This window comes from Shewanella sp. SG41-4, assembly GCF_014164505.1.
Lineage (GTDB): Bacteria > Pseudomonadota > Gammaproteobacteria > Enterobacterales > Shewanellaceae > Shewanella.
Window position 1 is genome coordinate 1 of the sequence record NZ_JACJFI010000739.1, and the last position, 613, is coordinate 613.

The window sequence follows — 613 nt, forward strand, 5'->3', positions numbered from 1 at the left end:
TATTGCGCTAGAAGCTCAGCACAGTGTTATACGTGATGTATTACAAAGACAATTACCAAGAGCTATTGAGAATGATGAACAAATTGCTGAAGAGTTAGAACGTCTAAAATCGATTTGTAACAGTGTAGATAAACAAATTAGTTTATTAAATTTACAAATCGGTGAAATTCAACGCGGTTTACGAGATTTTGTTGTTAGCTATTTCAGTTCACTAATTTTACAAGCAAAAGGTTCAGACATGAATACCTTTAGCAAATTTTTCGAAAGAGAAGTTGGTAATGAAGGCGTGATATTGAACGCTCGAATTCAAAATGAATTTGACGGGCAGGTGAGTTCGCTTTCAGGTGAGTTAGTTCAATTACAAGCAAACATATCTAATGAAGTGCAGCTATATAATGACACTGTAATCAGTATGGGGAAGCAAGGTCTTAACTATGCACTGAAGGGTAACGTAATTAACAATCAAAATATTTTACTCGCCAGAGATGGTCTTGTCGGCGCCGGAAAATTAATTGGCGTTGATTTAGCGGGTATGTTGAAGTTTAAACCCTGGGGTGCAGTTAATTTGGCTAAAGGTGTTAATGGCGCATTAGTTTTTGTTGGTGTGGCAATG

1 protein-coding gene is annotated in these 613 nt (G+C 36.7%); it reads left to right on the plus strand.

Annotated features, from left to right (window positions below):
* Positions 1-613: LeoA/HP0731 family dynamin-like GTPase (locus tag H5202_RS23600; protein WP_259397471.1), on the plus strand; the 613-nt coding region annotated here is incomplete at both ends.